We start from the raw sequence: 23,121 nt of genomic DNA, 5'->3' as shown, positions 1-23,121 counted from the left end.
ATGCATATCAATCTTATCCGGTCGGACAATGAAGCACTCGAAATCGCGCGCCGTCTTGCGAGCGAATTCGCCGTCGATGCAGCGCGCCGTGATCGCGAGCGCCATCTGCCTTCGAACGAAGTCGAAACGTTCAGCGGGTCGGGGCTGTGGGGCATCAACGTGCCGCGTGCGTTTGGCGGCGCGGATGTTTCGGTTGGCACGATCGTCGATGTGTTCGAGATCATATCGGCGGCCGATTCATCGCTTGGACAAATTCCGCAGAATCATTTCGCCACGCTCGAACGGTTGAAACACGACGGAACGCCGAGCCAGCAGGACTTCTTCTTTTCACGCGCGCTTGCGGGAGAGCGCTTCGGCAATGCGACCGCGGAACCGGGCGACAAGCTGCCGTCGGAGCATGAGACGCGTGTGCGTCGCAGCGGAAGCGGATTCGTGCTGTCGGGGCGCAAGGTCTACTCGACGGGAGCACTCTTCGCACACTGGATTCCCGTCGCCGCGCGTGACGACGATGGTTTGACTGTCACCGCATTCGTCGCACGGCATGCGCGCGGCGTCGAAGTTATCGATGACTGGTCCGGCTTTGGGCAGCGCACGACGGCGAGCGGTCAGGTGCGGCTCGATAATGTCGAGCTAGACGAGTTGCAGATCGTGAAGCGCGGCCGCCGCGCGAATATCGATGCGGCCAACGCGGTCTCGCAACTCATTCATGCGGCGATCGATCTGGGAATCGGGCACGCGGCGCTCGACGATACGAAGCGGTTTCTGAGAGAGTTGTCGCATCCGGCGCGTGGAAGTGCCGTGACACGCGCGGTCGATGATCCGTTTTCGCTGCGTGATATCGGCGCGCTGACGGTTGCATATCACGCGGCGCAGGCGCTGACAATGCGTGCGGCGGCGCTTATCGATGCAGCGCGTGGAGAAGCGGAGCGGAGCGATGTGGCTGCGGCTATCGTCGCGACGGCCGAGGCCAAGATACTCACTACGCAATTCGCGCTCGATGCGTCGAACAAGCTTTTTGAATTGGCGGGAACGCAATCGACGCTGGAAAAGCATAACCTCGATCGGCATTGGCGCAATGCGAGAACGCATACGCTGCATGATAGCGTGCGGTGGAAGTATCACGCGGTGGGGCAGTTTGCGCTGAATGAGTTGCTTTGCGATCCGTTTACTTATGCGCATCCATATAGCGCGATTCAGGCGTAAAAAAAGGCGCGCCACACGGCGCGCCTTTTCTCATAAGCAGATGACACCCATCACTTCGCCGCCATCGCCTGCGCATCGAACACCGGATTGAACTCCACATCGACCTTGATCTTGTTCTTGATATCCCCCGACCGATAAAGCGTATCCGCAATCCGCTGCTCTCTCGCGACGAGCTGCTTATCGAGCGGATAAAAAACCGACCTTCCATTCTCCGCAGAAAACTTCGCCCGCGCCGGGCTCTGCTTCATCTTCTCCAGATAGATCTTCTCGACCGCCGGCACGTTCTGCGACCACCACGTCCACGAATTCTTCAGGCGCCCGAGAAAATCGCCTAATGCCTGACTCCTAACCGGATCGCGCAGCACTTCCGTACGTGCCGTGAACACCGACAACGCCGGAATATCGAGTTCATCGCTCTTGATGACGACCCGCGCATCGCCCTTGTCGACGGTCTCCTTCACAGGTCCATAGCCGCCCGAATACACCGCAACCTGCCCCGCATTGAACGCGGACGCCGACACGTTCCCATCGCCGAACTTCACGCCCTGAAAATCCTTCGGCCGCAGATCGGCCTTGTTATACGACAGCACGTATTGCAGATAATTGAAGCCGCCAAAGTTATAACCCCACGTCTTGCCGCGAAGATCAGCGAGGTTCTTCACGTCGGCTTCCTTGCGCACGACCGTGACGATAGGCGGATAGCTACTGTCGGGATTGCGCCATCCCGCGATGATCTGCAACGGCGCCGTCTCCGGCGTCCACGGCGCGCGCGCGTTGCCCTGCTCGATAATGAGCGACGTATCGCCCATCAGCCCCACATCGAGCACTTTCGAATAGAGCGCGGAGAGCTGCGCGGCAGGCCCGGTCAGCACGGCCCATTTAACCTTGTACGGCGCGCCGTCGAGCACGTGCGATGCCTCGACGATCAGCGGCCACGCGGCGTCCTGCGTGCCGATGGTCAGCGTGAGCGGTTCGTCGGCAAATGCGGACGCCGACACGCCGAAGAGACTCGCGACGAATAGAGCGGTAAAGCGTTTCCTGATGCGCATGGATGTGTGGTGAGTGAATTAAATCGTTATGCCGCTTTGCGCGGCGAATCTTGCGTGACGCCGAGTTCGGCGAGCAGCCGCGTTCTGAGCGCAATGGATGCTTCGTCGCTGCGCGAGCGCGGACGCGGAAAATCGACGACCACATCCGCGCTGATCTCGCCTTGCGACAGCACGACGATACGATCCGACAGCAGAATCGCCTCGTCGATGTCATGCGTGACGAGCACGACCGCCGGCGTATGCGCGCGCCACAAGCGCGCGACCAGTTCATACATGCGGATGCGCGTGAGCGCATCCAGCGCGGCAAAGGGTTCATCGAGCAACAGCAGCTTCGGCTCTCGCACGAGCGCACGCGCCAGTGCGACGCGCTGCGCTTCGCCGCCAGAAAGCGTCTTTGGCCAGCCATCGGCATGGGTCGCGAGTCCCACTTCATCGAGCGCGGCCAGTGCGGAAGGCTTCGCGGCGCTGAGGCGGTCATGACCGATCACGACGTTCTCCCACACGCGCTTCGCCGGCACGAGACGCGGTTCCTGGAACACGACAGAGCGCGCACCCGCGACACGCACGCGGCCGCTGTCGGCCTGATCGAGGCCTGCAAGAATGCGCAGGAGCGTCGTCTTGCCCGCGCCCGATGCGCCGAGCATCGATACGAACTGGCCGCGTCTCACGTTGAGCGATACATCCTTCAGCACCGCGCGGCCCGCGAACACGCGGCTCACGCCATCGAGTTCGAGCGCGGTCTCGCGTTCGTCGCGCACGGACCTGGCGTATGCGTTATCAGGCGAGTTCAAAGCGCGGCCTCCAAGGAAGAGCGAGATGTTCGAGCGCACGCATGATGAGATCGGTCACGATGCCGAGCGCCGCATACACGAGAATGCCCGCGATGATGATGTCCGCGCGCTGGTTCTGGTTCGCGTTCACGAGGATGTAGCCGATGCCGTTCTGCGCGTTGATCTGCTCCGCCACCACGAGCGCGAGCAACGCCACCGCCGACGAATAGCGCACGCCGACGAGTATCGAAGGCAGTGCCGTCGGCAGAATGATGCGCAGCGCGATCTGCCGGCTCGACAGGCCGAACACGTTCGCCGCTTCGAGCAGTTTCGGATCGACACCGCGCACGCCCGCATAGGTGTTGAGATACATCGGGAAAATGGTGGCCGCGAGGATCACCGCGACCTTCGCGCCTTCGCCGATGCCGAACCACGTAATAAAAAGCGGAATCAGCGCGATGAACGGAATCGTGCGCAGCATCTGCAATGGCGCATCGACGATTTCCTCGCCCACACGCCACAGCCCCGCAAAAAGTCCCGCGAACAAGCCGACGCCACCGCCGATCGCGAGGCCCGTCGCCGCGCGCACGAGCGACACGCCGATCGCGCTTTGCAATTCGCCATCGGCGATCAGTTCCTTCAATGCCCCGATGATGACCGTGGGCGACGGCAAGGTTTCGGGCGCGACGAGTTGCAGCGACGACGCGAGCTGCCACAACACGATGATCGCGAGCGGCACGCCGACACGCAACGCCCGCGAGCGCAGCACGGACCATTGCAGCACGGTGCGGCGGCGCACTTCGCGCGTCGGCAGATCGATGAGCGCGCGTGGATCGACGGCGCGTGCATCGGCGCCATGAGTGCGATCAGGCGTCGTGCCCGGATCGAGCCCGAGCGCGGCGGATGGAAAGCGTGGGACGTTCATGGGCGTTCGTCGGAATCCGAAAGGAATGGAACATCCGATGGTACGGTCGCATGTCCTCACGTCAAACGAACGCTTTGCAAGATGCTATGCGCAGTCCGCGTCATTTGGATTCCAACGATCCGATAAAGGCGCGAACCGTGCATTGCTTAGCAGATTCGCTTCGTTGGCGAATGTGGCGCGCTCCCCTAACGTATGCGGATGATGTCTTGGGGATATCAGACAGCCTATTTTCAGGGAGTATCGATCTTGTCTCGATTCATTTCATCGCGCGGGCCACGGGTGGTCGGCATCGGCGGCACGACGCGGCCTCAATCATCGACCGAACGGGCACTCGCATTCGCATTGCGCGGCGCACAGGAAAGCGGCGCGAGCGTGCAGCTTTTCGGCGGCGCGTTCCTGCATAGCCTGCCGCACTATGCGCCGGAATCGCGCGAACTCACCGACGAGCAACATGAACTCATCGAGGCCGTGCGCGCGGCCGATGCGCTCATCATCGCAACGCCCGGCTATCACGGCGGCATCTCGGGCCTCGTCAAGAACGCGCTCGATACGCTGGAGGAACTGCGGCTCGACGAGCGCCCTTATCTCGACGGACGCGCGGTCGGCAGTATCGTCACGGCATATGGATGGCAGGCGGCGGGCACGGTGCTCACGTCGCTGCGCTCGATCGTGCACGCGTTGCGCGGCTGGCCGACGCCTTTCGGTGCGACGATCAATACGCTGGAGACGCGCTTCGAATCAGCCGATACCTGTTCGGATCCGAAGGTCGTCGAGCAGCTTCGCACCGTGGGGAAACAGGCGTCGAGCTTCGCGCTGGCGTTCGGTGCGGCGCGGGCGGACGCGTATCACGAAGTGGAACTCGCACAGCATTGAGTCACCGATGATAAAGCTGCGCATCGCGCGCAGCTTGTCTCTTTCGTTTCAGTGCAGCGGGGATTCGCTGGGCAACTGGAACGCATCGACGGTATAGCCCATGTTGAAATAGCCCGCGCGTGCGTAGGCGGAAATATGTTCGAGCTGTTCCGCGCGCGTGGTTTCGCTGACGGCGTGCGCGTCCTGCGCCGCCGATTCTTTCGTGAAGTGCTTACGCACGCGCCCGGCCGGCGCCGATAGCGCCTGCCAATAGTGAGTCAGGAATTGCGGCATGGCTCGCCCCCTCGGTGCACGAATAGCTCAACTCTAGGCTGTCAAAATCGTTTGGACAAACAAGGTTTTCTGCAATGCATTGCAGGGTGCACCGGGTTGGCGCATGGGCCGTAGTTCAAATGATCGCGCGTATCACTTCGCACCATCCAGAATCGGATGCGACTGCCCCGCTATCGGCCGCCCGCGATTATCGGTCGGCACGAGTTGCGTCTGGAATGCGACGAAGAGCGCCTGAAACTTGCCATCCACTTCGATCATCACCGCGCCGTCCTGAAACACGCCGTTCTCGTTCGAATGGTCCTTGATATGGCTGCCCTTGCCCGGCTTTGGGTTGCCCTGATTCATGTGCGTTTCGTGCAGCCCGTCTTTGCCCGGTTCGAACAGGAAGCCGAAGCCGTAGACAGTGACTTCTTTCGCAGGCTTCCATCCGAGGCGATCGTCGCTATAAGCGGGCGTCTTGTAGACATAGTCGATGCCGCTCGACGACATATCGAGTTGCAGCATCTCGTTGAGCAGCGCGTTGATATCGTTGTGCTCGTCCTTGGTGTCGAGCGGAATTGGACGCATCGCCGTGAGATCGAGAAGGCGCTTGTCGTGCACGTAATCGAGCTTCGGGAAATTCGATGTGGCGATGCCCGCAGGCAGCCGGGCGAGATCCGCGGTCATCGGATGATCGAAATATTGATCCCACAGATACAGCACGAGATAACCCGCCGGGCCCGTCAGGGAGCTGTCCGATTTCACATTGGTGACGATGTTGAATGGCTTGCCATTCGTGTCTTCACCGACGATCACATAATGCGGATCGCCCTTGTAATTCTGGAGATAGGGAACGCCGAGCGTGACCGTGCCCTTGAACAGAACATATTCATTGCGCGCCATGATGCTGCTCCATGAAGTGAACGATCATTTGATTCGACAAGTGTGACATTCCTGCGATCGAAACGTGATCCAGCGGAACACGTCTTGCTGAAACGCAATTCGGAAATGCCGCCGTCATCGAGCGCTCCACAATGAAACTGTCATTGGTACACTAGAACCCGCCTGCACGACGCACCGCGCACATTCACATGAACAGAAAATAAAAGTCGGAGCCAGTTTGAGGAAGCGAGCCACGGTCATCTGTCGAAAAGGCAACCGGATATTGCTGGTTGCACGACGTCGCACCAAATGGGCGCTGCCCGGCGGCATGCTCAAGCGAGGCGAGCATCTGCCGGACGCCGCGCTGCGCGAGCTCAAGGAAGAGACACGTCTCGCAGGCAAGTCGGCAAAATTTCTGTTCCACCATCGAGGACGGCAGAAGCACCATCACGTCTTCTTCTGCGATGTGCCGAAAAGCGCGAAACCCCGCGCGAGCAACGAGATATCGCGGTGCCGCTGGGTCCACGTTTCCGAAATCCCGCGGCTCGCCACCACTGCGCCGACCAGGCTGATCGTCAAAGCGCTCGCCGACGAAAAGCGCAAGCGCTGAGCCTTCCTCGCTCGCGGCGACGAAACCGTCAAGCGCCCTGCTGTTTCGCATCGCCGTACACGACGCGCACCGCAGGCACGAACCACGCGAGACACAAGCCGACGAATGCCGCCATCGCGGCCACCACGAGCCCGACGTGAATCGATGCGACCAGCGCCATGCGCGCCGAATGCATCATCGCATCGCCCGACTGGCCCGCGGCGACGAGGCGTTCGATCAGCGCCGACTGTTCCGCACGATCGATCAGCAAATCCGGGCTCGCGAACGATTTGAGCCACTGCGTCGCCTGATACGCATCCAGCGGACGATGCACGTTGCGCGCATAGAAGTGCCCGAGCAATGCGCCCGTGATCGCGGTGCCGAGCATGCCGCCGAAAATGCGCAGCGATTGCAGCAATGCCGTGACCGCGCCGATCTGATCGTGCGCGACGATCTGTTGCGAGCAGATCGTGAGATTCGTCGCGACGAGCCCGAGGCCGAGTCCGCTCGCGCCCATGCACGCCATCCACACGGCATGCGGCTCATGGCCGTTGAGCGACACGAGCGCGAGGCAGCCTGCCACGCACAGCGCAAAGCCCGCGTACATGAGCACGTTGGCGCGCGGAATGCGGGTAACGATGCGATTGTTGAGCATGCTGCCGACGCTGGTGCCGAGAAGGAGCGGCGTGATCAGCATGCCCGAATCGTGCGGCGACATGCCGTAGCCGCCCTGAAACAGCAGCGGAATGTAGAAGGCCATCGAGAAGAGCGCGAAGCCGCCGAGCACGGAGATCGCGAAGAGCGCGGCGAGCTTGCGGTCGACGAGCACATCGACGGGCACGACGGGATAGCCCATGCGCTTCTCCCAGAAGTACAGCGTCGCGCCGAACACCAGTGTGATGAGCGCGAGCACGATCGTCATGCCGCTCACGCCTTCCTTCGGCAAGAGTTCGATCAGCAGTTGCAAAGCGCCGAGCGTCACCGCGACGACACACGCGCCGAGCCAGTCGAGTTGAATCCGTCCGCGCTGCTTCAGACGATGCAGATTCGGCACGAACAACAGCACGAACAATAGCGAGACGATGCCGATGGGCACGTTGACGAAGAACACGAGCCGCCAGCCGCGCATCTGCGTGAGCATGCCGCCGAGCGTCGGGCCGATCACGTTGGCCACGCCGAATGTCGACGTGACGAGCACGAGCCAGCGCAGACGCAGCTTCGGATCGGGAAAGAGATCGGCCACGGCGGCGAATACCGTCCCGAGCAGGATGCCGCCGCCGATGCCCTGCACGCCGCGCGCGATCACGAGAAACAACATGCTGTTCGCGAAGCCGCACAGCACGGACGCCAGTGTGAACAGCACGATGGCCGCGAGCAGAAAAGGCTTGCGTCCATACAGATCGCCGAGCCGCCCGAAAATCGGAATCGTGATGACGGATGCGAGCATGTACGAGGTCGCGACCCACGCGTACAGATCGAAGCCCTTCAGTTCCGCGACGATGCGTGGCATCGCGGTGCCGACGATGGTCTGGTCGAGCGCGACCAGCATCGTGACGAAGGCGATGCCGAGCATCGCGAGCAGCGATTCGCGAAACGGCAGGCGCTGCCGTTCCGGATCGTGAACGTCAGCGAACGAGTTCATGACGGGCGCGAGCACGCAAGTTGTTACGCGCTCGCGAGCGGGAGCCTACTGCCCGCCTTCCTGAATCGTCAGAACATTCTTCACGGACGTGACGCCGCTCACGCCTTTCGCGATCGACACGGCCTTGTCGATCTGCTCCGCGTCGGCGGCGTGTCCGGCAAGCGTGATCGCGCCGTTCTTCGCGATCACATCGATGCCGTTCAGATCGACGCCTCCCTTCTGCATCGCCTGCGACACTTTCCTGCTGAGCGCATGGTTGGCCTTGCGGGCCGCCGATTTTGAGCTTCCGGCGCTCGCCGACGGCGTTGCGGACTGGGTCGAGGCCGCATCGCTGGTCTGGGACCATGCGTTGACGGAGAAGGCAATCGCTGATGCAACGGCGGCAAGTCTGAGCGCATTGATCGTTTTCATCGCTTGGCTCCAGGTTGGCTTCATTGACTGTGGTGGCACGAGGGCACGATGCATTCTAGTCGCGGCTTCGCCATATCGCAGGGATTCGGGCCATTCATTTCGCGAACGCGCGCAATTCCGCCGATGACAGGAACAAATCCCCGTTGTCCGCGAGCCTTTCGATCATGAAGTCAATGAACGTTCGCACTCGAAGCGGCTGCTCCGTCCGATGCCGGTAGTAGATGTAGATCGATTCGCGCTGCGTCAGATGCCGCGTGAGCAAGGGCACGAGCCGCCCTTCGCGGATATGCGTGACCGCCGAGAAACTCCCGAGTTGGCCGATCGCGAGACCGGCGAGCACCGCGTCGGCTTCCGCATCGATATCGTTGGTGCAGAGCGCCGCCGCGATCTCGCGATAGACAATCTCGTCGCCGATCATGAATTCCCACGGCGCCTGCTTGCCCGTGTTCGCGCGGCGATAGCCGGTGCAACGATGCGACGCGAGATCGTCGACGGTACGCGGCGCGCCGTGTCGTTCGATATACGCAGGCGACGCGCACACGATGAGCTGGATCGGCACGAGCCGCCTTGCAATCGCGCCGCCAGCGGGCGCCGAGCCGCCGCGCAAACCGACATCGGCGCGTTCCTCGACGAGATCGGTGAAATGGTCGTCGAAACGCACATCAAGCTCGACGTCCGGATAAAGCGCCGCGAACGCCAGCACCGGCGGCCACAACGCGCGCCCGAGCGCTTTCGGCGCGCTGATGCGCAACGGACCGGCGATGTCTTCCTTTGCGCTCTTGGCGTCCGCGATCGCCGATGTGAGCATCGCGAGCGCCGGCTCGACGTTCTGCAATAGCCTCTGCCCTTCCTCGGTCAGCGAGAGCTTGCGCGTCGTGCGATGAAAGAGGCGCACACCGAGCGACTTTTCGAGCTGCATCACCGCGTGACTCGCGGCTTGCGGCGAAATCCCCTGATCAATGGCCGCACGCCGCAGACTACCGAGCGTGGCGGCGCGCACGAAGATCGATATCGCGCGGACCTCGTTCATGGACGCCTCGATTCGCAAATTAAAGTTGATTATCAGTCTAGCGTTTGACGGCTAGTTCGTGCGAATCGGACGCCCTATGCTTCGTTTCACGTTCACCACCACCGACACAACGGAGCACATCATGAGCAACGCAACCCAACAGCAATACAAGCGCGTCTGGTTCATCACGGGCGCATCGCGCGGCCTCGGCGCGCTGATCGCCCGCGCGGCGCTCGACGACGGCAACGCGGTCGTCGCCGCAGGCCGCAATGTCGCGGCGATCGTCGAGCGCCTCGGCGAATCGCCCGCGCTGCTGCCCGTCGCGCTCGACGTCACGAGCGAAGCGCAGGCCAAAGCGGCCGTCGAAGCCGCCGTCGCGAAGTTCGGCCGCATCGACGTGCTGATCAACAACGCGGGCTTCGGGCTGCTCGCGGCCGTCGAAGAATCGAGCGACGCCGACGTGCGCCGCATGTTCGACACCAATGTCTTCGGCCTTCTCAACGTGACGCGCGCGGTGCTGCCCGTGATGCGCAAGCAGAAGAGCGGCCACGTCGTGAACATGTCGTCGATAGGCGGCTATCGCTCGGCAGCGGGATTCGGCGTCTATTGCTCGACGAAATTCGCCGTCGAAGGCATCACCGAAGCGTTGCATGCGGAACTGCAACCGCTCGGCATTCACGCGACAGTCGTCGAGCCGGGTTACTTTCGCACGGACTTTCTGGATGCGTCGTCGCTTCTCGTGGGCAAGGAAATCATCGACGATTACGATGCGACTTCCGGCAATGTGCGGCGCTTCGCTGTGGGCATGAATCACAATCAGCCGGGCGATCCCGAGAAGCTCGCGACCGCGCTCGTCACGCTCGCCGATGCGCACACGCCGCCGCTGCGTCTCGCGCTCGGCACCGACACGCTGAAGGCCATCGCGGAAAAGAACGCGTACGTCACGGCGGAAACGGAAAGCTGGCGCGAGTTGTCGGCTTCGACGGACTTCGCGAGCTGATCGATTGCGCATAACACCGCGACCATTCTCAGCATAGTTCCGCGGGCATGAATCAGGCGGCATAAGGCTTGAGCGGCATCGTCGGTAAAGGCCCTGCGTTGACCATCGCAATATCCGTCCGTATATTGCGATGACACAGGGCCACGACGAACGACAAGATGCCCCCCACGCCAGAGGTCAAGCCGCACGATGTCCAGGGAAAGCATCGACTCGCACATGATTCGTGTGCTGCATACGCTCCTTACCGAGTCGAGCGTGTCGCGCGCCGCCAGTCTGCTCGGACAATCGCAGCCTACGGTGAGCATTGCCTTGCGCCGCTTGCGCGAAATTACAGGTGATCCTTTGCTGGTGCGTAGCGGCAGCCGCATGGTGCCGACGAGCCACGCGCTCACGCTGATCGAGCCGGCCGCGCAGGCGCTCAGCAACATCGACGCGATCCTGCATCCGAACACCACGTTCGATCCCGTCGCGAGCACGCGCACGTTTCGCATCGGCTCGCCGGATTATCTCGACGTGTTCTTCGTGCCCGCCGTCATTGATGCGTTTCATCAGGCCGCGCCGCTCGCGAAGCTCGAATTCAAGCATTTGATGATGGTGGACGGCGGCTACGAGAACGGGCTCGAAACGGGCCTGCTCGATCTCGTCATCGGCAACTGGAGGACGCCGCCGGAGCATCTGCATCTGCAGCCGTTGTGCAAGGATGAACTCGTGTGCCTGATGCGCTCGGATCACCCCATCGGCAATGGCAAGCTCACGCGCGATGCCTACGAAAGCGCCGAGCATCTTTCGGTCACGACGTACAACACGACGGCATGGGGCACCATCGACACGGAACTCGCGCGCAACGGCCTCACGCGCACCGTGACGACCACGCTGCCCTACTTCGGCATGGCGCCGTATGTGCTCGTTCGTTCCGACCTTCTCTTCACGACGACGCGCGCGCTCGCATCGCACTATGCGCGCATTCTGCCGTTGCGCATCGAGCCGATTCCCGGCGAAACGAACGCGTTGACCTACTATCAGCTGTGGCACGAAAGAACGCATCGCAGTGCCGCGACGCGCTGGCTGCGCAAGCTCGTGACGACCGTTTCGCGCACGCTCGTCAGCGACGTCGCCTGAAAAGCAAAAAAACGCCGCGTACAAAGCGCGGCGTCAATGCGTTCAACCGATGAACAAAGCGACAGGCCTTCGGTGCATCATCGGTGAACGCGACGCGGGTCGGTCAGAAGCAAGCTGCGTCGTTATCGTTGTTTGGTCACCGGTTCAGAAGCATCCCGCCGCCATCGCCTTGATGAGCGCGGCCTTGCCTTGCGTCGCCGCGCCGAGCAATGCGAAGCCGAGCGCGCGCTTGTCGGCGGCGTGTTCGCACAGCGCGGAAAGGCCGTCGAGCGGATCGTCGCTCGCCGGAGCAAAACGCCATGTGCCGGATTCATTCGGCGGCACGACGACCGTCGGCGATGCGGGCGATTTCACCGTGATCGGCATGACGGGAAATTCGACGCGCGTCGGCTCGCCGGCGAGCGTGCGTGCGAGTGCGCGCGCGGCATGCATGATCGGCAGGACATACGGCTGCACCTTGCCTTCGATTGCCGCGCAATCGCCCAATGCATAGATATCGGGCGCGCTGGTTCTGCACCACGCGTCGGTGCGAATGCCGATGTCGATATCGAGCCCCGCCTGCGCAGCCAGTTCGGTGCGAGGGGCAAGACCGATCGCCGATAACACCACATCCGCGCCGATGACTTCGCCATCGTTCAACGTGACGTCGTAACCTGATTCACGCCTGTTCACGCACGTAACCGATTGCCCCAGGCGCAGGCGAATACCATGACGATCCAGTGCACGCGCGAATGCGTCGCCGGCGAGTTCGGGAAGCAATCGCGAAAGCGGCGTGGCCGCGGGATCGATCAGCGTCACGTCGTAGCCCGCGAGCGCGAGATCGTTGGCGAACTCGCAGCCGATCAATCCCGCGCCGAGCAGCGCGATCGATTTCGCGCCTTCGATACGCGCCCTGAAACGCGTGTAATCGTCGAGACTGTTCACGGAAAGCACGTCGGACGCGCCATCGCCGACAAGCGGAATGCGGCGTGCGTCCGCGCCCAGCGCGAGCACGAGCTTCGCGTAACGAAGCGGCGCGCCGTTCACGATCACCTCATGCGCATCGGCTGCGATGCGCTCCACCTTGCGATGCGCGATGATGCCCGCGTTCAGTTGCGCGCGCATTGCGCCGGCATCGAACGTGACGAGTTCATGCGGCGCCTTCTTCATCGCGAGCGCGTTGGAGAGCGTCGGCTTCGAATAGAAATCGCCGGCATCTTCGCTGATGAGCACGATGGGCACGTTCTTGTCGAGCTTGCGCAGTTCGCGCGCGACCGTATAACCGGCGATGCCCGTGCCGACGATGATCACGCGATCTTCAGTATCAGTGCTCATGCCGTCACCACCTGCATGTCGAAGTCCTGCTTGCCGGTGCCGCAATCGGGGCAGAGCCAGTCATCGGGCACGTCTTCCCAGCGCGTGCCCGCCGCGATGCCCGCTTCGGGCAAACCTTGCGTTTCGTCGTAGCGAAAGCCGCAAATCACGCATTCCCAGATCTTCATGATGATGTGCTCCGTATGCGCTTCAGCGGACGTAGTTCTGGCCAAGCCCGATCTCGGCGAGCGCGCGGCGATACGCACCCGACGAGCGATCCGCGAGGATGGGCGCTTCGGCGGCGCGATCGATCGGCAAGTCTTCGGGACATTGCAGTTCGACGATCGCGCGGTCTTCTTCGAACACCTGCCGGTTGAACGCGTAGACGTCATCGAGCGGCAAGTCCCTGTCGAAGTTCCGCGCGATCGGCACGAACAGACGCGTGAGGCGCGCGGACACGGGGCTCGCCGCATTGAGGATCGCGAGCCGACCGCCTTCGGGAAACTGCACGGTGAGACGCGCGAAGAACGGTACATCGACTTCGAACACGCGGCGCCACAGAAAGCCATCGGGCGCGCGATGCTGCATCGACTTCGGGAAGTTGCTCACGCTGCTCACGTATTCGGCGCGCATGCCGTTGTCGCGACGCTCGACCGTATAGTTGGGCACGACGGGATTGCGCCGGTCCGCGAAGCTGTGATGATGAATCCACGCGAAGTGCGCGACATCGATGAAGCCTTCGGTCTGACGTCCCGCCGATGCCTTGATGTCGATGGAAGGCGGAAGGATCTGCTGGAAGCCTTCGGTGTTCCATGCGGGAAAGTCGGGCAACGGTTGCGCGCCGCCGCCGAGCGAGACCCAGACGAGGCCGTAGGCTTCCTGCGCGGCATACGTCGTCAGGCACAGGCGATCGGGGATCGGCCCGCCTTCCTGCGAAGGAATGTGGTTGCACTTGCCGTTCGCGCCATACGAGAGGCCGTGATACGGGCACACGAGGTTGCCGTTCTCGACCCAGCCCTGGCTCAACGGCGCGCCGCGATGCGGACACACATCGCGCGCGGCCACGAGCGTGCCGTTCGAGCGGAACACGACGAGCGATTCATCGAGCAATTGCGCTCTGAAAGGCTTGTCCGCGATATCCGACGCGAACGCGACCGGGTGCCAGTACTGGCTCAGGATTTGCCAGTCATGCGGATCGAACGTGCAGTTGCGAGGAAGGTTGGGTGCGCGCTGGAAGGTGAGCGGCGCGACGGTGGGGGTCGCCATGATTGTTGTCTCCAATCTGCTGGATCTTGGCGGTCTTGCACGGTGCGACCGCGTGGAGATAACGATATCGGTGTGTGGTGTGTCGCCCAATCGCTGGGGGGACATTAAGTCTATGTTTTGAGGGGAATGGGGCGTGATGGGGCGATGACGTCAGCGGCACGGCACTTGAGCGGGGAGGCTCTCCAGACGCCGGTTTGCGGACATGCTTTCCAGTGCATGGGCCGTCATGCCGAGCGGCGGCTTGCTGCCCCCCGCGCCGATCTCTGCTATGGCGTCAAAGGCAAGCCTGTCGACGAATCCAGATTCCTCTCTTTCGCCAACCGTTCGATCAACTCATCCGATGGCTTCGGCGGAATCCGGGCGTGCGCCTTCTCCCATTCGAATGTGCCATCCCATGGCGGGAGTTGAGCCGGTGGAAGTGGAACGATCTTGTCTATGTCTGGAACTTTTGGATTGCTCAGTTCGTTCTCGCTTAGAAACTTTCTGATCATTTCGTATCGACGGGATCGCTCGAGATCCCTTCTAACGTCGAGAAAATAGAGTTCCCGAGCATCTGGCCTATCCAAAAACGACTCGGCAAGGCTTGACGCCGAAGCACTGTTCCCAGCCATCACTCCCTTCTGATATGCCAGTAGGGATTCGTTGAATTTCCGATCATCCTCGCGATAGACCCCCAGCTCATACGCCGCCTGCCCGTGTCCCTGATCAGCAGCGCATCGAAGCATCAGATCCGAAACGTCCAATTCTGTTCTATTCTGCGCCAGTAAATCCGAGACATGGTACTGGGCATCGGCATTACCCAAGTCCGCTGCCTTGCGAATGTATTTCAACGCCATCTCAGGATCCTGCTTTAGACCATAACCAGATTTCAGATAGTAGCCAATGTCGTAGTAGCCAGCCGGAATGCCTTGCTCAACGAGCCGCGTCGCCCACTCGACCGCCTCGTGGGCAGCGCTTGGCGAATCAGCGAAACCGCTCGAGACAAGCTGCTGCACGTTATGGTTTGCTTTGTAATGGCCGTGCGCCGCCGCAATCCGATAGTAGCGCGCCACTTCATTGAAATCCTTAGGCCCGTCTCGCGTGTGTAGATAGCGACCGTAACGGAACACCGCGTCAGCATCCGGATCAAGTGCTGGCAGCCGATCTGCTTCACGGCTGCATGTGAACCCAACATTGGCGCGTGATTGCGCCACGTTTTTCGAATCAGGCAAAGGACTCTCCTGCGAGCACGCGGCTAAGGCTAGGATCGTAAAAAGAGCGAGCGCGAGAAATTTCATTTTTCTAGTCGTCAAAGGTTCGCTTCGGATCATCTCCGTGATTCAACTAAGGAAGCGTATGGGACATCTGGTCCATCGAGTGTCCCGCATTTCCGCTGCTGTCAGGTAGGAACAAGCGATGATCGTTAGACGATGGTACTTATGCATCGTCTCCAAAGGAAATCAAGTTCCATACACCATCCGTGTGCATACGGCGCGTGCCTAGTACGCTATCGAGCAGTGCAATGCGGCGCCGCTGTTCGACGTGAAGAAGAGGCAACTCATCCCCCTTCCGAAAGGCTCGTTCGGCACTTTTCGCGACATAGCCCGCAGGCGGGCAAGCTCTCCACACGCCCGTTTGCGGACATGCTTCCAGTGCACGAGTCGTAGTACTGAGCGATAACTTGTTCTCTCCCGCGCCGATCTGCTGTTGCGTCAAAGGCAAGCCGGTCGACGGATCCAGATTCTTCTCTTTCGCCAACCGTTCGATCAACTCATCCGATGGCTTCGGCGGAATCCGGGCGTGCGCCTTCTCCCATTCGAATGTGCCATCCCAAGGCGGAAGTTGGGCCGGTGGAAGTGGAACGATCTTGTCTATGTCTGGGACCTTGGGATTACTAATCTCGTTCTCGTCGAGAAATGACTTGATTTTCTCGTAGCGGCGTGCTCGTTCCTCATCCTTGCTGACGTTAAGTGAGTAGAGCTCGCGGGCCTCGGGTTGATCCAAAAACGCTTTTCTGAGGTTTGATGCGGAAATACTGCTTCCCGATTCCACCCCTTTTTGATATGCAGCTAGCGATTCTTGAAAATCCTTCCTGACCTTAAGATATACGCCTAGCTCATAGGCTGCGCGCTCATGGCCTTGGTCAGTCGCGCATCGAAGCATCTCGCGCCATACGTTAGATTGTCTGTCATATCGCGACAGTAAGTCCGAGATGTAATATTGAGCGTCGGCATTACCCAAATCCGCAGCCTTCCGGATGTATTTCAACGCCATCTCAGGGTCCTGCTTTAGTCCATAACCAGACTTCAGATAGTAGCCAATATCATAGTAGCCAGTCGGAATGCCTTGCTCAACGAGTCGTGTCGCCCACTCGACCGCCTCGTAAGCAGCGCCTGGCGAATCAGCGAAACCACTCGCGACGAGTTGCTGAACGTTATGGTTCGCTTTGTAATGACCGTGCGCCGCCGCAATCCGATAGTAGCGCGCCACTTCATTGAAATCCTTGGGCCCGTCTCGCGTGTGTAGATAGCGACCGTAACGGAACACCGCGTCAGCGTCCGGATCAAGTGCTGACAACCGATCCGCTTCACGGCTGCAGGTGAATGCAACATTGAGGCGTGATTGCGCCACGCTTTGCGAATCAGGTAAAGGACTCTCCTGCGAGCACGCGGCTAAGGCTAGGATCGCAAAAAGAGCGAGGGCGAGAAATTTCATTGTTCTAGTCGTTATAGGTTTACTTCGGATCATCTCCGTGATTCAACTAAGAAAGCGTATGAAACATCTAGTCCATCGAGTTCCCTTCCTTTCCGCTGCTGTCAGGTAGGAACCAGCGATAGCCATCAGCGGTTCGCTCGCGAACTGCAGCGCTTTATCCGGTTCCCCGGCCAGCACTTCGTTCTCGGCATCGAAACGCCCGCTTTCTGATCCAAGTAAAACAGGCGAAACCCCAGCGCGACGCCCTACGCGAGCGCAGGACGTTCGGGCAGCTAGTGTCAGAAGAATTCCTTGATTCTTTGCGATCGTTAAGCGATAGTGCTTACGCCGTACGGCTAAAGTAACCACCCCGCGCTCACGCTTCGTCTCCATAGGAAATCAACTTCCATACACCGTCCGTGTGCATACGGCGCGTGCCTAGTACGCTATCGAGCAGTGCAATGCCGCGCGGCTGTTCGACGTGAAGGAGAGGCAACTCATTCCCCTTCCGAAAGGCTCGTTCGGCACTTTTCGCGATATAGCCCGCAGGCGGGCAAGCCCTCCACACGCCCGTTTGCGGACATGCTTCCAGTGCACGAGCCGTAGTACCGAGCGGCAACTTGCTCTCTCTCGCGCCGATCTGCTGTTGCGTTAAAGGCAAGCCTGTCGACGGATCCAAGTTCTTCTCTTTCGCCAACCGTTCCATCAACGCATCCGATGGCTTCGGCGGAATCTGAGCGTGCGCCTTCTCCCATTCGAATGTGCCATCCCAAGGCGGAAGCTGGGCCGGTGGAAGTGGAACGATCTTGTCTATGTCTGGCACTTTTGGATTGCTTAGCTCGTTCTCGTCGAGAAATGACTCGATTTTCTCGTAGCGGCGTGCGCGTTCCTCATCCTTGCTGACGTTAAGTGAGTAGAGCTCGCGGGCCTCGGGTTGATCCAAGAACGCCTCCGCGAGGCTTGATGCAGACTCACTGCTTCCCGATTCCACTCCCTTTTGATGCACCACTAGCGACTCGTGAAAATCCTTCTTGACCTTAAGATATACACCTAGTTCGTAGGCCGCGCGCCCATGTCCTTGCTCGGTCGCGCATCGAAGCATCTCACGCCATACGTTAGATTGTCTGTCATGTCGTGACAAGATGTCGGATAAGTAGTACTGGGCATCTGCATTACCCAAATCCGCTGCCTTGCGAATGTATTTCAACGCCGTCTCAGGGTCCTGCTTGAGACCGTAACCCAATTTCAGATAGTAGCCAATGTCGTAGTAGCCGGTCGGAATGCCCTGTTCAACGAGTCGTGTCGCCCATTCGACTGCCTCGTGGGCAGCGCCTGGCGAATCAGCGAAACCGCTCGAGACAAGTTGCTGCACGTTATGGTTCGCTTTGTAATGGCCGTGCGCCGCCGCAATCCGATAGTAGCGCGCCACTTCATTGAAATCCTTAGGCCCATCTCGCGTGTGTAGATAGCGACCGTAACGGAACACCGCGTCAGCATCCGGATCAAGTGCTGGCAACCGATCCGCTTCACAGCTGCAGGTGAAAGCAAGATTGGCGCGTATTTGGGCAACGTTTTGCAAATCAGGCAAAGGAGTCTCCTTCGAGCAGGCGGCTAATACTACGATCGTGACAAAAGCGAGGGCGAGAGAATGCATTTCTTTAATCGTTATAGGTTCGCTTCGGACTATCTCTGTAGAATTCAACTAAGGAAGCGTATGGAGTGTTAAGTCCCTCGAGCTTCTCGATCTTGTTCGTTTGAATAATTTCACCCCATTTTTTAAATGCATGCTCGGCATCAAGACGCCCACTCGAACTCTTTTTCCCCACGCCCATGCCCTTGCTATGAATCCGCCAAAGTTTCTCCCGCAAAGGCTGCGTGACCCGAGCGGACTCGTGACAGATATTCAGTTCGCTATCCACCTGCATGCTGCGCAGATTAACGTTGGCTGATCCATGCGTAACGAACACATCGTCGATGATCATCAATTTCGAGTGAATGTACACTTCGTCCCACTGCATGCCTTTCGGCGTATCGGGCGGTACTAACGTGCAAATATGTACCTTGAGGCCTGGAATATCCACCTTCTGCGGATCCTCCGTCTTCGCCCCCTCCAGTTTCGCCTTCACATCGGCCGCGTGCTGAGACGCCTGTGCAGCGTCCTGCTGAAGACGTGCGAAATAGTCTGCGACTCCCACTGCCGAACCGGAAAACGGATCGATCTGGATATGCTCCGCGCGATCAAGCGCCTGATTGGCTTGCTTCTCCGCGTCGAGCGCTTCCTTATACTGCTTCTCGAAGTCGTCCGCCCGTTCAAGCTTCGCAACCCCTGGCAACACATCCGAGCGCCCCAGAGCATTGAGCATCTGGTACGTGCTGACCGTACCGTCGCCCATTCCCTCGTCGCTCGAATTTGTGACGACGAAAAGGTAAAGAGGCGGCTTGCGTCCACCCGCCTGATAAGCTTGCACGAGCTTCATCAGCTTTTCCGCGAACGGGGGAAAACGAAAATATTGATTCTCGATATAGATGAAGTTACTGACGTTATTAAGCGCCTGTAGATATAGCGCTTCGATATCTCTGATGCCGTGTTTGCCGTACTGAGATTGGGTGCGCAGAATCTGCGCCATCACCGGTACGTCATCCTGGCCACAACGAAGGGCCGGTTGCTTAGCGGATCGCCGCTGCTCCGTCAACTTTTGCCCCGTCGCCGCATCCCAGGCCTGACAAAAGTTTGCATTCAGATCAATCAGAATCGGCCCTGTTACTTGGGCGGAAATGTCCTGGCGCGGATGGAAGCCATTACGGCCCATTTGAGGATGTAGTCGTAGATGGCTATGACCGTGGGTGTCCCAGTATTCGTCGAGCGTGTTGTGCCCCATCACAAAGCCCGTCGCAACATCGGGGTATTCATAGTCGATCAACACCATTTTCTGATGGTGCGTAGGGAACGAGGTAAGCGCCACGCTATTCATTACCCTGGCATGCGTTCCACGGTCAGAATATTTACTGTCGTAGGCGCTACGCCATGCAATTTCCGCGCGCTCGATCACGTCGAAATCCCGCGTTGCGAATTCGATCCGGTTGAACGCAGGATCACGTACAACACGAGCCGCGAAATTTACGCTTAGACCGCTCGTGGCGTTCTTTCTGTCCATCTTGACCTGGCCATACCACCACGCGTCGAATTCTTTTTGCGTCGAGTTCCGGTTGTCATTGGCCGTTGTGAAGCGTCCTCCCGGCATCATGTTCTCCGAGAACTGCGCAAGATGCAGCGAGTCGCCCCAAACCAACAAGCGTATCTTCTTGTTCTGACTCGCCTTCTCCAAAAGCAGCTGCCCGATTGGCACGGTGCCCTGCCCAGAGGTGCCGCGCTTGAAGTACATGGACGGTTGAAAGCCCCAACAAACGATGTCGATAGTATGTTGCGCGGCGCTGATCGCATCGTACACCGCGGCAAATGCTTCCTCTCCACACACCAACGGACGATGCGTGGCCGCCTTCGGTTTGTACTCGGCCTCCTGTACATAATGAGGCAACGTCAGCGTCGCGGTATTTCCGCATGCCTGCGCGATTGGTGTCGTAATTGCTGCGGTCTCGCTCATGACTGTGCTTCCGTTTCTGCGTCGTCGTTATTCGGATTCAGAAGGTTGTAATAATGTTGACGATGTGCCGCTCGATCTTCCCCGTCAGCGGTCTCGCCCTGCTCAAAGAAATGAAAGCCTTGGTTCGCCAAATTACCGTTGACGGCGTCACCCCGAAATTCTTCGTTAACTGGAATGTTGTAAGCCACGCCGTTTGCTAGCTCAACTCGATAGGACTGGGTGCCAGGGCGATGATCGACAAGAATTTTTCCCGTCGCATCGATCACGCCCTGCGCCACCAAAGAACCTTTTGCGTATAGCTTGTAAGGAACATCCTGCGGGATGCTGAGCTTCGCGGAAGGCGAGGATGCCATGTTCAAGATGAGCTTTTCGGCCGGGAGTGCGTTCGGCAATGTATTGCTGATTTGCGCGCTGGCCGCACCTGCTTTGCTCCACGCGGCGCACTTTTCCAGAATGTCGCCAGGCGTGCCGTTCTCGATCCGGTTAGCGTTGATCTTGACGTATGACCCGCCTGCGCCAATCCAGACTTCCTTCGCCGCCGAAAGCACGAGACGACCGTTTACGCTGGAGATCGTCACGTCCTTGAGCGCTGACAGCGCCATCTCGTCGTTCTGCGATTGGATCTCCACTTTCCCCTTCGCAAACAGTTTCATCCCCATCCGCTGCGCGAACATCGAAATCGCGTCGCCCGCCGCAACGGTAAATCGCCTAAGCACGCCAATGTCGGCGCTACCGCCCGCTGTCGCGATGAGGTTCTGGTTCGCGCTGAACTGCATGTGCGAGCCCGACACAAGGCCAACGCCGTCGGGAGCGCTTACCAACACGCCCGCCTTCTTCAGTTGGGTCAGAGTCTCGTCAAGAAACTGCTTCTGCTTCTCGTAATCCGCTGCGATCGCCTGCGCCGCCTTGGCCGCTTCGGAGAGCGACTGCATCTGCTGATACGCCTGTTCGAGCAGACCTTGAGCAGGCTGCATGTCGAGTTGCTTGCCGTTCGCTGCAAACTGAGCATCGGCGGAAATGAACACGCCCTTCGCTGCGCGCACCGCCACATGCTCGTCCGAGCGCAATTCCGCGCCCCTACCCCTTTCCTTGCGATCACCATCGACCATATGCCCCAGATTCAGCTCGCTGGTCTGATACGGCGTGGTCAGGTGAATATGCTCGATGCCTTCTTTATCCTCCATGCGCAATTCGTTTTGCGCGGCGGTCCTGATGAGGTTCCGAGTGTTGTTGAGGTTATTGACAAGATCCGGATTCAGGCTGTCATGCAGTGCACCCATGATCACCGGCCTATTCGGATCTTGCGCCGTAAAAATGAGCGCGACTTCCGTCCCGTCAATTAACGGAAAGTGGTGCCCATAGTTGGCGCCCGCATACGGCTTGGCCATCCGGATTGCACGGCTCCTTCCACCGGGACTCCACTCGTCCAGATCGAACGGCATCTTCACGACGTACAGCCCCTTCTCCGTCAAATAGCTGTATTGGTATTTGCCGGGAGAATCCACCCGTGCTGGAAGAATGCCTTCGATCTTCGGTGGCTTGACCGAATCGATGCTCGTGCGCCATCGGCGATCCGCCGGAATCGCGCGGAAGGCAGTCCAATACGACGTGCCACGTCCACCACCACAGCGGATCGACGTGATGAAGAGCCCGTGCGGCGCATCCTTTGGATTCGCATCAAGCCCCATCACCTCGCCGACTTCGAGCGAGAACGGATTGCCCCGGCCGCGATAGCTGATCTGCGTGGCCAGATGCTCCTCGTGACGCCGACGCGCAATCTCGCGACCTTCTTCCAGCGTCTCGTAGTGCTCGCCCCAATGACTATCGACACCGTCCGTGGTCTTGTCGCCCGGCGCGGCGTAGTTTCGTGAAACTGAGTAACGTACTCGAACCGCTTATATTTTCCGCGCAAACTCTTGAAGTCGAAATCGACGCCCAGTCGATAGCCGTAGTGGCGCAACGTATCCGTGATGATTTCGACAACGGATTGCTTTTGAAATAGCCTGCTTTTCCTCGCCCTGGCGAGGTCTGCTATTTCCGGAACGAGCGTGACGCGATAGCGGGTTTCGTCGGCCGATGGCCCGAGGTTCTCGAAGCGCTGAATAACTCCGTGGGTCGAGTACTTCGACGGCATCTTGCTGAAGTCTTTCCATCGCGACCCGAACATCTGTTCCAGGTAATCTTGAGTAGGATCGACGGGCTCGACGGAGAACGTCGCCGGCCTGCCTACGACCTGATCCATCGGAATGTCAACAACCGGGCTTGTGAACTCAATACGGTATTCGTAAAGCTTACTGATTTCTGCTTGCCCACTGAATCGGAGAACCGAGATCGGTGCCGATTGCGGCTTGAGGGTCAAGCTGTAGGCCTGACTGGGTATGACCATCGACATGCGAAGAGAACTCCTGAGGTTGCGCCGTCCGGCTTAATGGAAAACACCGGGGCGGTCCAATTCCAGCTCCATCGGACTCTGCTCTACGATTACGCGATGTCCACCATTCAGCCATTGCGGGGATGATTACATAAATACTTTCTGTTTTTGGTCATAAACATGTCGCAGTCC

Annotated in this window: 20 protein-coding genes and 1 pseudogene; 5 read left to right on the top strand and 16 right to left on the bottom strand. The window is 59.6% G+C overall.

Annotated features, from left to right (window positions below):
* Complete coding sequence (locus IAG25_RS24025) at window positions 1-1,203, top strand: SfnB family sulfur acquisition oxidoreductase (RefSeq protein WP_255503879.1); 1,203 nt, start codon at window positions 1-3, stop codon at window positions 1,201-1,203.
* Between the two features lie 50 nt (window positions 1,204-1,253).
* Here the strand turns inward: IAG25_RS24025 and IAG25_RS24020 are convergent, their stop codons facing one another.
* From IAG25_RS24020 to IAG25_RS24010, 3 genes are read right to left on the bottom strand one after another with little or no spacing between them, the layout of a single operon-like run.
* Complete coding sequence (locus IAG25_RS24020) at window positions 1,254-2,252, bottom strand: ABC transporter substrate-binding protein (protein WP_187607060.1); 999 nt, start codon at window positions 2,250-2,252, stop codon at window positions 1,254-1,256.
* 26 nt (window positions 2,253-2,278) lie between these two features.
* Window positions 2,279-3,043, bottom strand: a complete 765-nt coding sequence (locus IAG25_RS24015) for an ABC transporter ATP-binding protein (protein WP_187607059.1) — start codon at window positions 3,041-3,043, stop codon at window positions 2,279-2,281.
* On the bottom strand, window positions 3,030-3,947 hold the full coding sequence (locus IAG25_RS24010; RefSeq protein ID WP_187607058.1) for an ABC transporter permease: 918 nt from the start codon (window positions 3,945-3,947) through the stop codon (window positions 3,030-3,032). Before IAG25_RS24010 ends, IAG25_RS24015 begins: the two co-directional genes overlap by 14 nt.
* Window positions 3,948-4,193: 246 nt before the next feature.
* Here IAG25_RS24010 and IAG25_RS24005 point away from each other — a divergent pair, with 246 nt between their 5' ends.
* Complete coding sequence (locus IAG25_RS24005) at window positions 4,194-4,820, top strand: NADPH-dependent FMN reductase (RefSeq protein WP_187607057.1); 627 nt, start codon at window positions 4,194-4,196, stop codon at window positions 4,818-4,820.
* A gap of 48 nt (window positions 4,821-4,868) precedes the next feature.
* On the opposite strand, the gene IAG25_RS24000 is transcribed toward IAG25_RS24005, so the two are convergent.
* Complete coding sequence (locus tag IAG25_RS24000; RefSeq protein ID WP_187607056.1) at window positions 4,869-5,093, bottom strand: hypothetical protein; 225 nt, start codon at window positions 5,091-5,093, stop codon at window positions 4,869-4,871.
* 132 nt (window positions 5,094-5,225) lie between these two features.
* Complete coding sequence (locus tag IAG25_RS23995) at window positions 5,226-5,975, bottom strand: DUF2278 family protein (RefSeq protein WP_187607055.1); 750 nt, start codon at window positions 5,973-5,975, stop codon at window positions 5,226-5,228.
* 217 nt (window positions 5,976-6,192) lie between these two features.
* Here IAG25_RS23995 and IAG25_RS23990 point away from each other — a divergent pair, with 217 nt between their 5' ends.
* A complete protein-coding gene (locus IAG25_RS23990) occupies window positions 6,193-6,564 on the top strand; it encodes an NUDIX hydrolase (RefSeq protein WP_187607054.1) in 372 nt (123 codons plus the stop codon).
* A gap of 28 nt (window positions 6,565-6,592) precedes the next feature.
* Here IAG25_RS23990 and IAG25_RS23985 read toward each other — a convergent pair whose 3' ends face one another.
* The 3 genes from IAG25_RS23985 to IAG25_RS23975 all read right to left on the bottom strand — a co-directional run bounded on the left by IAG25_RS23985 (window position 6,593) and on the right by IAG25_RS23975 (window position 9,626).
* On the bottom strand, window positions 6,593-8,185 hold the full coding sequence (locus tag IAG25_RS23985; RefSeq protein WP_187607053.1) for an MFS transporter: 1,593 nt from the start codon (window positions 8,183-8,185) through the stop codon (window positions 6,593-6,595).
* Between the two features lie 45 nt (window positions 8,186-8,230).
* Window positions 8,231-8,596 carry a BON domain-containing protein gene (locus IAG25_RS23980; RefSeq protein ID WP_187607052.1) on the bottom strand — a complete coding sequence of 122 codons (366 nt, stop codon included), beginning with the start codon at window positions 8,594-8,596 and terminating at the stop codon, window positions 8,231-8,233.
* A gap of 94 nt (window positions 8,597-8,690) precedes the next feature.
* Window positions 8,691-9,626, bottom strand: coding sequence for a LysR family transcriptional regulator (locus tag IAG25_RS23975; RefSeq protein WP_187607051.1), 936 nt, complete (start codon window positions 9,624-9,626; stop codon window positions 8,691-8,693).
* Window positions 9,627-9,747: 121 nt separating this feature from the next.
* Between IAG25_RS23975 and IAG25_RS23970 the strand changes: the two genes are divergently transcribed.
* Together IAG25_RS23970 and IAG25_RS23965 are read left to right on the top strand one after the other, a co-directional pair.
* Window positions 9,748-10,605 (top strand): oxidoreductase, encoded by an 858-nt coding sequence (locus tag IAG25_RS23970; protein WP_187607050.1) that lies wholly within the window; start codon window positions 9,748-9,750, stop codon window positions 10,603-10,605.
* Window positions 10,606-10,794: 189 nt separating this feature from the next.
* Window positions 10,795-11,724, top strand: a complete 930-nt coding sequence (locus tag IAG25_RS23965; RefSeq protein WP_187607049.1) for a LysR substrate-binding domain-containing protein — start codon at window positions 10,795-10,797, stop codon at window positions 11,722-11,724.
* Between the two features lie 144 nt (window positions 11,725-11,868).
* On the opposite strand, the gene IAG25_RS23960 is transcribed toward IAG25_RS23965, so the two are convergent.
* From IAG25_RS23960 to vgrG, 8 genes and pseudogenes are all read right to left on the bottom strand, one after another.
* Window positions 11,869-13,038: an FAD-dependent oxidoreductase gene (locus IAG25_RS23960; RefSeq protein WP_187607048.1), complete on the bottom strand. Its 1,170-nt coding sequence runs from the start codon at window positions 13,036-13,038 to the stop codon at window positions 11,869-11,871.
* Window positions 13,035-13,205 (bottom strand): rubredoxin, encoded by a 171-nt coding sequence (locus tag IAG25_RS23955; protein WP_035510294.1) that lies wholly within the window; start codon window positions 13,203-13,205, stop codon window positions 13,035-13,037. Before IAG25_RS23955 ends, IAG25_RS23960 begins: the two co-directional genes overlap by 4 nt.
* 22 nt (window positions 13,206-13,227) lie before the next feature.
* Window positions 13,228-14,283, bottom strand: coding sequence for an aromatic ring-hydroxylating oxygenase subunit alpha (locus IAG25_RS23950; RefSeq protein WP_187607047.1), 1,056 nt, complete (start codon window positions 14,281-14,283; stop codon window positions 13,228-13,230).
* Window positions 14,284-14,549: 266 nt separating this feature from the next.
* Window positions 14,550-15,560, bottom strand: a complete 1,011-nt coding sequence (locus IAG25_RS23945) for an SEL1-like repeat protein (protein WP_187607046.1) — start codon at window positions 15,558-15,560, stop codon at window positions 14,550-14,552.
* A 139-nt stretch (window positions 15,561-15,699) separates the two neighbouring features.
* Window positions 15,700-16,977, bottom strand: a complete 1,278-nt coding sequence (locus IAG25_RS23940; protein ID WP_187607045.1) for an SEL1-like repeat protein — start codon at window positions 16,975-16,977, stop codon at window positions 15,700-15,702.
* 355 nt (window positions 16,978-17,332) lie between these two features.
* On the bottom strand, window positions 17,333-18,610 hold the full coding sequence (locus IAG25_RS23935; RefSeq protein WP_187607044.1) for an SEL1-like repeat protein: 1,278 nt from the start codon (window positions 18,608-18,610) through the stop codon (window positions 17,333-17,335).
* A gap of 4 nt (window positions 18,611-18,614) precedes the next feature.
* A complete protein-coding gene (locus IAG25_RS23930) occupies window positions 18,615-20,558 on the bottom strand; it encodes a phospholipase D-like domain-containing protein (RefSeq protein WP_187607043.1) in 1,944 nt (647 codons plus the stop codon).
* Window positions 20,555-22,950, bottom strand: a pseudogene (gene vgrG / locus IAG25_RS23925) (type VI secretion system tip protein VgrG). The gene IAG25_RS23930 and the pseudogene vgrG overlap by 4 nt, the downstream one beginning before the upstream one ends.
* Between the last annotated feature and the right edge of the window lie 171 nt (window positions 22,951-23,121).

Origin of the sequence: Caballeronia sp. EK (genome assembly GCF_014384845.1) — a bacterium.
Classification (GTDB): Bacteria; Pseudomonadota; Gammaproteobacteria; order Burkholderiales; family Burkholderiaceae; genus Caballeronia; species Caballeronia jiangsuensis.
The sequence above is the reverse complement of the archived record's forward strand: the minus strand, read 5'-3'. Positions and strand labels throughout refer to the sequence as shown.

What these genes read in the sequence shown, in the direction of transcription:
- IAG25_RS24025 (WP_255503879.1), top strand. Translation starts at nt 1, where the DNA reads ATGCATATCAATCTTATCCGGTCGGACAATGAAGCACTCGAAATCGCG.
- IAG25_RS24020 (WP_187607060.1), bottom strand. Translation starts at nt 2,252, where the DNA reads ATGCGCATCAGGAAACGCTTTACCGCTCTATTCGTCGCGAGTCTCTTC.
- IAG25_RS24010 (WP_187607058.1), bottom strand. Translation starts at nt 3,947, where the DNA reads ATGAACGTCCCACGCTTTCCATCCGCCGCGCTCGGGCTCGATCCGGGC.
- IAG25_RS24000 (WP_187607056.1), bottom strand. Translation starts at nt 5,093, where the DNA reads ATGCCGCAATTCCTGACTCACTATTGGCAGGCGCTATCGGCGCCGGCC.
- IAG25_RS23995 (WP_187607055.1), bottom strand. Translation starts at nt 5,975, where the DNA reads ATGGCGCGCAATGAATATGTTCTGTTCAAGGGCACGGTCACGCTCGGC.
- IAG25_RS23985 (WP_187607053.1), bottom strand. Translation starts at nt 8,185, where the DNA reads ATGAACTCGTTCGCTGACGTTCACGATCCGGAACGGCAGCGCCTGCCG.
- IAG25_RS23980 (WP_187607052.1), bottom strand. Translation starts at nt 8,596, where the DNA reads ATGAAAACGATCAATGCGCTCAGACTTGCCGCCGTTGCATCAGCGATT.
- IAG25_RS23975 (WP_187607051.1), bottom strand. Translation starts at nt 9,626, where the DNA reads ATGAACGAGGTCCGCGCGATATCGATCTTCGTGCGCGCCGCCACGCTC.
- IAG25_RS23970 (WP_187607050.1), top strand. Translation starts at nt 9,748, where the DNA reads ATGAGCAACGCAACCCAACAGCAATACAAGCGCGTCTGGTTCATCACG.
- IAG25_RS23965 (WP_187607049.1), top strand. Translation starts at nt 10,795, where the DNA reads ATGTCCAGGGAAAGCATCGACTCGCACATGATTCGTGTGCTGCATACG.
- IAG25_RS23960 (WP_187607048.1), bottom strand. Translation starts at nt 13,038, where the DNA reads ATGAGCACTGATACTGAAGATCGCGTGATCATCGTCGGCACGGGCATC.
- IAG25_RS23955 (WP_035510294.1), bottom strand. Translation starts at nt 13,205, where the DNA reads ATGAAGATCTGGGAATGCGTGATTTGCGGCTTTCGCTACGACGAAACG.
- IAG25_RS23950 (WP_187607047.1), bottom strand. Translation starts at nt 14,283, where the DNA reads ATGGCGACCCCCACCGTCGCGCCGCTCACCTTCCAGCGCGCACCCAAC.
- IAG25_RS23945 (WP_187607046.1), bottom strand. Translation starts at nt 15,560, where the DNA reads ATGAAATTTCTCGCGCTCGCTCTTTTTACGATCCTAGCCTTAGCCGCG.
- IAG25_RS23940 (WP_187607045.1), bottom strand. Translation starts at nt 16,977, where the DNA reads ATGAAATTTCTCGCCCTCGCTCTTTTTGCGATCCTAGCCTTAGCCGCG.
- IAG25_RS23935 (WP_187607044.1), bottom strand. Translation starts at nt 18,610, where the DNA reads ATGCATTCTCTCGCCCTCGCTTTTGTCACGATCGTAGTATTAGCCGCC.
- IAG25_RS23930 (WP_187607043.1), bottom strand. Translation starts at nt 20,558, where the DNA reads ATGAGCGAGACCGCAGCAATTACGACACCAATCGCGCAGGCATGCGGA.